This is a genomic window from Massilia putida, from assembly GCF_001941825.1.
In the GTDB taxonomy this organism is placed as follows: domain Bacteria; phylum Pseudomonadota; class Gammaproteobacteria; order Burkholderiales; family Burkholderiaceae_D; genus Telluria; species Telluria putida.
This window is the reverse complement of sequence record NZ_CP019038.1, coordinates 1704495-1713117: the sequence shown is the minus strand read 5'-3', so window position 1 is coordinate 1713117 and position 8623 is coordinate 1704495. Positions and strand designations below refer to the sequence as shown.

9 protein-coding genes are annotated in these 8623 nt (G+C 67.9%); all 9 read left to right on the top strand.

The genetic code is table 11. The features are described from left to right. The first annotated feature begins 3 nt into the window (after positions 1 to 3). The 9 genes from BVG12_RS09810 to BVG12_RS09770 all read left to right on the top strand — a co-directional run bounded on the left by BVG12_RS09810 (position 4) and on the right by BVG12_RS09770 (position 8611). Positions 4 to 1719 carry a DUF2341 domain-containing protein gene (locus tag BVG12_RS09810; RefSeq protein ID WP_075792238.1) on the top strand — a complete coding sequence of 572 codons (1716 nt, stop codon included), beginning with the start codon at positions 4 to 6 and terminating at the stop codon, positions 1717 to 1719. Between the two features lie 9 nt (positions 1720 to 1728). After that, the gene (locus BVG12_RS09805; protein ID WP_075792237.1) at positions 1729 to 2133 is read left to right on the top strand and encodes an ExbD/TolR family protein; all 405 of its coding nucleotides are present in this window, start codon (positions 1729 to 1731) and stop codon (positions 2131 to 2133) included. 10 nt (positions 2134 to 2143) lie between these two features. Further along, positions 2144 to 2551, top strand: coding sequence for an ExbD/TolR family protein (locus tag BVG12_RS09800; protein ID WP_075792236.1), 408 nt, complete (start codon positions 2144 to 2146; stop codon positions 2549 to 2551). Further along, entirely contained in the window at positions 2548 to 3249 is a 702-nt protein-coding gene (locus BVG12_RS09795; protein WP_075792235.1) for an energy transducer TonB family protein, read from the top strand. Before BVG12_RS09800 ends, BVG12_RS09795 begins: the two co-directional genes overlap by 4 nt. A gap of 322 nt (positions 3250 to 3571) precedes the next feature. Then, complete coding sequence (locus BVG12_RS09790; RefSeq protein WP_075792234.1) at positions 3572 to 3937, top strand: hypothetical protein; 366 nt, start codon at positions 3572 to 3574, stop codon at positions 3935 to 3937. Between the two features lie 362 nt (positions 3938 to 4299). After that, positions 4300 to 4668, top strand: coding sequence for a hypothetical protein (locus BVG12_RS09785; protein WP_075792233.1), 369 nt, complete (start codon positions 4300 to 4302; stop codon positions 4666 to 4668). Positions 4669 to 4891: 223 nt separating this feature from the next. Then, positions 4892 to 6562 carry a putative porin gene (locus BVG12_RS09780; RefSeq protein ID WP_075792232.1) on the top strand — a complete coding sequence of 557 codons (1671 nt, stop codon included), beginning with the start codon at positions 4892 to 4894 and terminating at the stop codon, positions 6560 to 6562. 2 nt (positions 6563 to 6564) lie between these two features. Next, positions 6565 to 7380 (top strand): coiled-coil domain-containing protein, encoded by an 816-nt coding sequence (locus BVG12_RS09775; protein WP_075792231.1) that lies wholly within the window; start codon positions 6565 to 6567, stop codon positions 7378 to 7380. Between the two features lie 43 nt (positions 7381 to 7423). Next, a complete protein-coding gene (locus BVG12_RS09770) occupies positions 7424 to 8611 on the top strand; it encodes a type II secretion system F family protein (protein WP_075792230.1) in 1188 nt (395 codons plus the stop codon). Positions 8612 to 8623 lie beyond the last annotated feature (12 nt).

Sequence of the window (8623 nt, the reverse complement as noted above, 5' to 3'; positions counted from 1 at the left end):
CACATGAGTGCGAAGTTCAAGGCCTGGGCGCTGTGCGCCGCGGCGTGCGTGCTGGCGCTGCCGGCATGGGCGGGCGACACCTGGGCACACAAGAAGAAGCTGACCGTCGACACGACGGCGACGGGCGTCGAGATCAAGGAAGAAGTGGCCGCGGCGCCGCTGCTGGTGCGCCTGCACAGCGGGAATTTCACCTTCAGCGAGGCCAGGCCGGACGGCGCCGACCTGCGTTTCTACGCGGCCGACGGCAAGACCCCGCTGGCCTACCACCTGGACGGCTTCGATGCCGCGAACGAACTGGCCAACGCGTGGGTCGCGGTACCCAAGCTGGCGGCCGGCGCGAAGACCGACATCGTGGTTGCCTGGGGCAACCCGGACGCGGCCAGCGCGGCCGCGCCGGCCAAGACCTACGACGGCGCCCAGCTGCTGGTCTGGCACTTCGGCGACGGCCGCGCGCAGGACGCGACCGCGAACGGCAACCACGGCAGCGCGAACGGCGTGAAGCCGGTGGCCGCCGGCCCGATCGGCGCCGCGCTCGCGTTCGACGGCGGCGCGCGGATCGACGTCGCTCCGTCCGCGAGCCTGAAGGTCGGCGCGGCCAGCGGCATGACGTTCAGCGCCTGGGTCAAGCCCGGCGCGGCCGGCAACGGCACGCTGTACGCGCAGCGCGACGGCGGCAAGAGCCTCGTCATCGCGCTGAACCGGGGCGCGCTGACGGCGACCGGCGGCGGCGCGCGCGTGGACGGGGGCACGCTCAAGGCGGGTGAATGGCACCACGTCGCCGCGGTCGCGGGCGGCGGCAAGCTGACCTTCTACGTCGACGGGGTGGCGGCCGGCACGGGCGCATTCCAGGTCCCCGACCTGGGCGGATCGGCCACCGTCGGCGAAGGGTTCCAGGGCGAACTCGACGAAGTGGGCGTGGCGGCCACGGCGCGCAGTCCCGGCTTCATCCAGGCCGCGGCCGCGAGCCAGGGCCCCGATTCGCCGCTGCTGTCGTTCTCGGACGATGCTGCCGCCGAGAGCGGCGGCTCCGTGTTCGGCATCCTGATGGGCGCCGTGACGCTCGACGGCTGGGTCGTGATCGGCCTGTTGGGCGTCATGGCCGTCGTCAGTTTCTACGTCATGATCAGCAAGGCGGTCACGCTGCGCACGACCACCCGGACGAATGCGCGGTTCCTGGCGTTGTTCAAGGAAAAATCGGAGGAACTGCTCACGCCTGGGCACGCGGATACCGAGCTGGCCCTCGACCAGGCCCTGGCGCGCTCGCCGATCCAGCGGCTGTACGCGATCGGCCTGCGCGAACTGTCGAAGCGCTTCGAAGTCCAGGTGCGCGAGGGCCGTGCCCAGAACCTGTCGGCCCCGGCCATCGACGCGATCCGGGCGGCGATGGAAGCGGCCATGCTGCGCGAGACCCAGCGCCTGAACAGCGGCCTGGTGCTGCTGACGATCGCCGTGGCGGGCGGGCCGTTCCTCGGCCTGCTGGGCACCGTGGTCGGCGTGATGATCACGTTCGCCGCCATCGCGGCGGCCGGCGACGTGAACGTGAACGCGATCGCGCCCGGCATCGCGGCGGCGCTGGTGGCGACCGTGGCCGGCCTCGGCGTCGCGATCCCGGCCCTGTTCGGCTACAACTGGCTGGCGGCGCAGATCAAGAACGCGAGCAACGACACCACCGTGTTCGTCGACGAGTTCCTGACGCGCTCGGCCGAAGTCTACTCCTGAGGACATGCGATGCAACTGCAGGAAGAAAACGCGCCGTTCGACGACATCAACGTGACGCCGATGCTCGACCTGGCCTACGTGCTCCTGGTGATCTTCATCATCATGACCACCGCCTCGGTGCAGGGCGTGAAGGTCAAGTTGCCGAAGGCGAAAATGACGGCCAGCATGGCCAAGTCGCACTTGAAGGCGGTGACGATATCCGAAAACGGCGACATCTTCCTGGATGCCTATCCCGTCACGCTCGACGCGCTGGGGCCGCGGCTGGAGGAACTCAAGCGCGTCAATCCGTCACAGGCGATGGTGCTGAAGGGCGACGCGCACGCCCAATACCTGAAGGTCATGCAGGTGCTCGAGCTGATGAAGCGCGCCGACATCACGGACATCGGCCTGGTGACCAGCAAGGCAGGCGCATGAGGCCGCAGCGATGAAAGTCCAGGACGAGACCAAGCCCTACGACACCATCAACGTCACGCCCATGCTCGACCTGGCGTACGTGCTGTTGGTGATCTTCATCGTCATGACGACGGCATCGGTGCAGGGACTGAAGGTCGACCTGCCCAAGCCGAGCAACAAGCCCGCCAAGGCCGAACACAAGGAGACGCGCATCGTGCAGATCCTGGCCGACGGCGGCCTGCTGCTGAACGGCGCCGCGCTGAGCCTGGACGCGCTGGAGACGCAGCTGACGCAGATCCACGGGCGCGAGCCGGACATGACGCTGGTGATCAAGGGCGATCCACAGGCGCAGTACGAGATGGTCGTGCAGATCATCGACCTGGCCGCGCGCCTCTCGATCACCAATGTCGGTCTCGTGACGGCGAGGATCGGCACGTGACGGCCGGCACGCACGCGGCGCGCGGCGGCGCCTGGAAGAAGACCGCGCTCGCCATCGGCGCGGGCCTCGTGTTGCTGGCCCTGGCCGGCGCGCTCTTGTGGAGCATGCTCGGCACGAAGGGCAAGGCAGCGCCCAAGCCGCCCAAGATCGCGCTGCTCACGCCGGACACGCCCCCGCCGCCACCGCCGCCGCCGAAGTTCGAGAAGAAACCGGACCCGCCCAAGGAGCAGAAGGAGATGAAGGTCGACCAGCCGGTCCAGCAAAAGGTGGAACAGGCGCCGTCGCCCGAGCTCAAGATGGACGGACCGGCGGGCGACGGTCCCAGCGCGTTCGCGGCCGGCAACATCACGAGCGAGGACCTCAGCAAGATCGGCAATGGCAAGGGTGGACCGGGCGGGCCCGGCGAGGCCGGCGGCCTGTTCAATCCATTCGACTCCTACTCCAACCAGCTCAAGGGCGAGTTGAAGCGCTACCTGGGCAAGCAGGCGGCGTTGAAGCGCCGCCAGTATGAGGTCGGCATCAAGGTCTGGGTCGGCGCCGACGGCAAACTGCAGCGTTTCGAACTGATGGGATCGGCAGGCGACGACGATGTCGACGCCGCCTTGCGGGCGGCGATCACCGCGCTGCCTGCATTCTCTCTGCCGCCGCCCTCCAGGATGCCGCAGCCGATCAAGCTGCGCGTAAGCACCCGCATATGATCCCCCGGCCCGGCAGCGCCGGGCCGTCTCGTTCCGCACCACCGCCTTCCATGTCCGTCGTCCGCGCAGCGCGCGGGAAGCCCGCCCGTGCGCTGTCGCGCCATTGTCGCGGCGCTCACAAAAATGTCCGCATGTTGATTCCTTTTTCACAAAGAAATCGAAATCGCTCACTAAGATTGATGTCAAGGATGCACGACAAGCCGTGGCGCGGTCCTCGTACCGAGCGGTTGCGTAACTCCGCAAGCAACGACGCGCTGACCTGTATGGGGGCGGCAGCGCGCCGCAATCTCGCCCCCGCAATAGATAAACTTGAGGAAAACTGATGAAAACGACTCTGAAAGCGCTGGCCCTGGCCGCCTCCCTGACCATCGCCGGTGCCGCCTTCGCCGATCCGTTCGACGTCACCACGCTGGTCGACCTGACCAACAGCGCCGACTTCGCTGCCCGCCAAGACGCGATCAACACCCTGATCGCCGACAAGCTGGCCGACAACACCGTCGCCGCCTGGGACGAAAACGTTGCCCTGATCAACCAGCAAGGCGACGGCAACGTCGTGTTCGCCTCGGTCGACCAGTCGGGCGGCGCGGGCAACCTGGCCATCGTCCAGCAGGACGCATCGAACGCCGGCGCCGTCGCCGTCGTGATGCAGATCGGCAGTAACAACCGCGCGATCGTCAACCAGCATTAATCGCGTCCGCCGCCGTCCTGGCGGCAGAACGCGACAGCCTGCCGGATGCCCCCGGCTGCGCTCGATGAGTCAAAGCGGCCGGATGCCCCCGGCCGTCCCATCCCGGGCCACGCGCCCCGCCTAGTACCTTTCCACGCGCATCCCTGTCCCGCGAACCCAGCCTGTGGAAATTGTCCGCACGCCTATTCAAAACGCATAAAATCATCCGAAAGACATGCCTGCCCAAAATAATGTTGGTTTACGGCAAAAATTCCGAAGATTAACAAAAATTGCTGTACAGAACTAAGTTGCCGTGGTGTAATAGTTCCAAGCCAACCGCCGAAGCCGGGCGGTCCCACCAACGGACTATCGCACGAGGCAATATGAACAAGCTGCTCCCCTTCGGACTCCTCCTGACTTGCTTGCTGTCGACCACGGCATTCGCCGCCGACGTGGATCTCGCGCCTGGAAACGAACTCGACGGCAAGTTCGCGGCGACCGACCTGGCTTCCGCCGACGACTTCGCCAGCCGCAGTGCCGAGATCGCGAAAATTGTCCACGCGAACAAGCGCTTCGACGAAAACGTCGCCCTCATCAACCAGATCACGTCCGACGGCCATGTGTCGCTGGCGACCGTCGTGCAATCGGGCCACGGCAACTTCGCCGCCGTGAACCAGGATGCGCGCACGAACCCGGCGGTGGCGATGATCTTTCAGTCGGGCGGTGCACGCGCCATCGTCAACCAGCGCTGATCCTTCCTCGAATCACACGCTGCCGACGGGCGGACGCGACGATCGCGTCCGCCCGTCGCCGTTTTCGGCCCCGTTCGGCGCGTTTTCCGATAGTCATTAAGTTTCAATTCTGTCACCTAATCGTCAAACTGTATTGATAACCTTTTTTTGCTTGCCCAAGTTCAAGAACCATTGAACACGTGGCCGCGTAAATCGTTTATACAATTCATTGGACGAAAGACGGATGACTATCAACCGCCCCCGGCTGCCGAAGCCGCTTGTCTTGAGCCTGTTGGCCGCAAGCCTGTTCGGCGCCGCGCTGCCCGCCCACGCCGACGAACGCGAGGACCTCGAGCGTCTGCGCGCGACCGTACTCGGACTGATCGACACGCTGGTCAAGAACGGCGTGCTGCCGCGCGCCAAGGTCAACGCGATGATGCAGGAGGCGGAAGGCGCCGCCGCCGCGCGCCTGGCGCAAATGCCGGCCGAAGCCGGCCCGGACGGCAAGAAAATCGTGCGCGTGCCGTATGTGCCGGAATCGGTCAAGAACCAGATCCGCGAGCAGGTCAAGGCCGAGGTGCTGGCCCAGACCCGCGCCGAGCCGGGCGCCGACGCCCCCGCCGCGGCGGGGCCGCGCATCCGCTTCGACGGCGACGTGCGCGTGCGCGCCGAGGCAACCCGTCTCGGCAAGGACAATACGCTGCCCGATGCCTACGACGCGGCCACGCCGCTCACGCGCGCGCCGGACCTGCTGGCGCTGGGCGGACAGAACAAGGACCTGCATACGGCGAACACGCGCGAGAATACCGAGCGCGCCCGGGTGCGCGCCCGCCTCGGCGTCAACGTCGCGCTGAGCGACGACGTCACTGCCACCATCGGCGTCGCCACCGGATCGACGACGGGCCCGACCTCCACCAACCAGACGCTCGGACAGAACGGCTTCTTCAACAAGAGCAGCGTCGTGCTGGACCGCGCGTCGGTCGCGTGGAAGCCGGCCTCGTGGTTCAACGCCAATGCCGGACGGTTCCGCAATCCGTTCCTCGGTACCGATCTGCTGTGGGCGGACGACCTGAACTTCGAAGGCGCGAGCTTCGGCCTGCGCCCCCAGGACGCCTACGGCAACGCGCTGTTCCTGACCGGCGGCTGGTTTCCGCTCTCGCCGTCGGTGCCGAACCAGTCGCGCGGACGCAGCCTGCTGGCGCTGCAGGGCGGCGTCGACTGGCCGTTCGGACAGAAGGACAACCGTTTCAAGGCGGCCATCGGCCTGTTCGATTTCCACGGCATCGAAGGCAAGCAGGAAACGGATGCCACGCGCCGCACCGCGCCGGACTATGTCGTGCGCTCCGAATACGGCCCGAGTTATCGCCAGCGCGGCAATACGCTGTTCCGCATCAATGCGCCGTTGACCGTCGACAGCGCGACCAACTGGGGCCTCGCGTCCGGATTCCGCGAGCTGGATCTGACGGCGTCGCTCGACGTGGTGCCGTTCGACCCGATGCACGTCGTGCTGACGGCCGACGTCGTCAAGAACCTGCAGTTCAAGCGCGGCGACATCGCGGCACGCACCGGCCGGGCCATCCAGGACGGCAAGGGCTACGGCTACCAGGTCCGCCTGACGGCCGGGATGCCGCTCGTCGCCAAGGCCGGCGACTGGAACGCGTACCTGGGTTACCGCTATCTGGGCAGCGATGCCGTGCTCGATGCGTTCACCAGTTCCGACTTCGGTCTCGGCGGCACCAACAACAAGGGCTATATCGTCGGTGCGAACTTCGGGGTGGCGCGCAACACCTGGCTGAACGCGCGCTGGATGTCGTCCGACCTGATCGACTCCGCCACGCCGGCGCAAACGCCGGCCGCGCCCAAGTCGAAATTCTCGGTCGACCTGCTGCAGATCGACCTCAACACGCGCTTCTGACCATGGACCGCACGCCCGCGCGCATCGCATGCGCACTTCTCGCGCTGGCGCTGGTCCTCGGCGCCACGCCGGCCGGCGCGGCCGAGGACAAGAAAGGCGGCGAGCAGATCCGGCGCCTGCAGCAAAAGCTGATGGCGCTGCAGCGCGAGCAGGGCGAACTCGCCCAGGGGAAGGCCGCGCTCGACGAGCAGGTCAAGCACCAGGCGGCCGAACTGGCGCGTGCGCGTGCCGGCGCCGACGGCGCGCGCGCCGGCAACGCCCGGCTGGAAAAGGCGCTGGCCGCCGCCGAGGCGGACAAGGCGGCCCTGGCCGGCAAGCTCGCCGAGGCCGAGCAGGCGGTGCGCGAGAAGGACACGCTGCTCGCCGCCAGCAGCGCCGCGCTGCGCGCCACGGAAAGCGCGCGCGCCCAGCTGGAACAGGCGCTGGCCCAGCGCAGCCAGAGCCTGGCCGAGTGCGGCGCGAAGAACGAAAGCCTGCACCAGACCGGCACCGCGGCGCTCAAGCTGTACCAGGAAAAGAGTTGCCTGGGGAGTGCCGCCCAGTTCGAGATGCTGACGCGGCTGCGCGAGGTCGGGACCGAGAACATGGTCGACGAATTGCGCGACAAGCTCGACGCGGCGGCGCTCAAGACGCAGGCGGAACGGCGCCGCCAGGAGCAGGCGGAACGCCAGGCCGAGCGCGAGCGCGAACAGCGCCAGCTGGCCGAGGCCGAGCGTACGCGCCAGGCGCGCGCCGAGCAGAAGAAGGCGCGCCAGCAAGGCGACATCGACCGGCTGACCACACGGGTCAAGGGCTGGCTGGAAAATATCGAATGGTAGGGCGAACGCCCGCGACGACCCGCCGCAGAATCGAGGACGAATCATGCAGTTCGATATCCGCGCCCTGGCGCCCGACAATGTGATGCATCGACTGACCGTCACCGGCACCGATGCCGACGACGCGCGCCGGCAGGTGGAGGCGCGCGGACTCGTCGTCGCCGACGTGCGCACGGCGCGCGCGGGCGGGCTGCGTCTGCGCGGCGGCGGCAAGTTGGATCTGGTCTTGTTCACGCAGGAGCTGTTGGCACTGATCGGGGCGGGCCTCGGCGTCGTCGAAGCGCTCGAAACCTTGCGCGAGAAGGAAGCCGCGCCCGTTGCCGCCGGCGTTCTCGACGGCCTGCTCGAGGCGCTGCGGGCCGGCCAGCGCCTGTCGGGTGCACTGGCAGCGCAGGGCGTTCATTTCCCGCCGCTGTATGTCGGCATCGTCCGTGCCGCCGAGGGCACCAGCGACCTGCCGCGCGCGCTGGCGCGCTACCTCGACTACCGCAGCCGCGTCGACACGGTGCGCGCCAGGGTGGTCAGCGCGGCCATCTATCCGGCGATCCTGATGGTGGTCGGAACCGGCGTCAGCCTGTTCCTGATCGTCTACGTGGTGCCGCGCTTCGCCGAAGTCTACCAGGGGGCCGGGCGCTCGCTGCCGTGGCTGTCCCGGCTGCTGCTCGCCTGGGGACAGTTCGCGGCCGCGCACACCGTGCCCATGACGGCGGGCCTGGCGGCGCTGGTCGGCGCGCTCGCACTCAGCCTGCGGCGCCTGCTCGCGGACGGCAGCGCGGCGCGCCTGCTGGCACGCATGCCGGGCGTCGGCGAACGCATCCGCATCTACGAACTGGCGCGCCTGTACCTGACGCTCGGCATGCTGACCGAAGGTGGCATCACGGTCGTGCAGGCGATCGGCACGGTGCACGGCATGATGTCCGCCGCGCTCGCGCCGCGCCTGGCGCGGGCACGGTCCATGATCGAATCGGGTCTGCCGTTGTCCGCGGCGTTCGAGGAATGCGGGCTGACGACGCCGGTGTCCCTGCGCATGCTGCGCGTGGGCGAGCGCAGCGGCAACCTGGGCCAGATGCTCAGCCAGTCCGCCGCGTTCTACGACGGCGAGATCGGCCGCTGGATCGAGCGATTCACGCGGGCGTTCGAGCCCCTGTTGATGGCCGCCATCGGCATCGTCGTCGGCACCATCGTCGTGCTGCTGTACATGCCGATCTTCGACCTGGCCGGAGACATGTCGTGAACGCCCCCGTCG

Coding starts and splice junctions, on each gene's coding strand:
- BVG12_RS09810 (WP_075792238.1), top strand. CDS start 4: ATGAGTGCGAAGTTCAAGGCCTGGGCGCTGTGCGCCGCGGCGTGCGTG.
- BVG12_RS09805 (WP_075792237.1), top strand. CDS start 1,729: ATGCAACTGCAGGAAGAAAACGCGCCGTTCGACGACATCAACGTGACG.
- BVG12_RS09800 (WP_075792236.1), top strand. CDS start 2,144: ATGAAAGTCCAGGACGAGACCAAGCCCTACGACACCATCAACGTCACG.
- BVG12_RS09790 (WP_075792234.1), top strand. CDS start 3,572: ATGAAAACGACTCTGAAAGCGCTGGCCCTGGCCGCCTCCCTGACCATC.
- BVG12_RS09785 (WP_075792233.1), top strand. CDS start 4,300: ATGAACAAGCTGCTCCCCTTCGGACTCCTCCTGACTTGCTTGCTGTCG.
- BVG12_RS09780 (WP_075792232.1), top strand. CDS start 4,892: ATGACTATCAACCGCCCCCGGCTGCCGAAGCCGCTTGTCTTGAGCCTG.
- BVG12_RS09775 (WP_075792231.1), top strand. CDS start 6,565: ATGGACCGCACGCCCGCGCGCATCGCATGCGCACTTCTCGCGCTGGCG.
- BVG12_RS09770 (WP_075792230.1), top strand. CDS start 7,424: ATGCAGTTCGATATCCGCGCCCTGGCGCCCGACAATGTGATGCATCGA.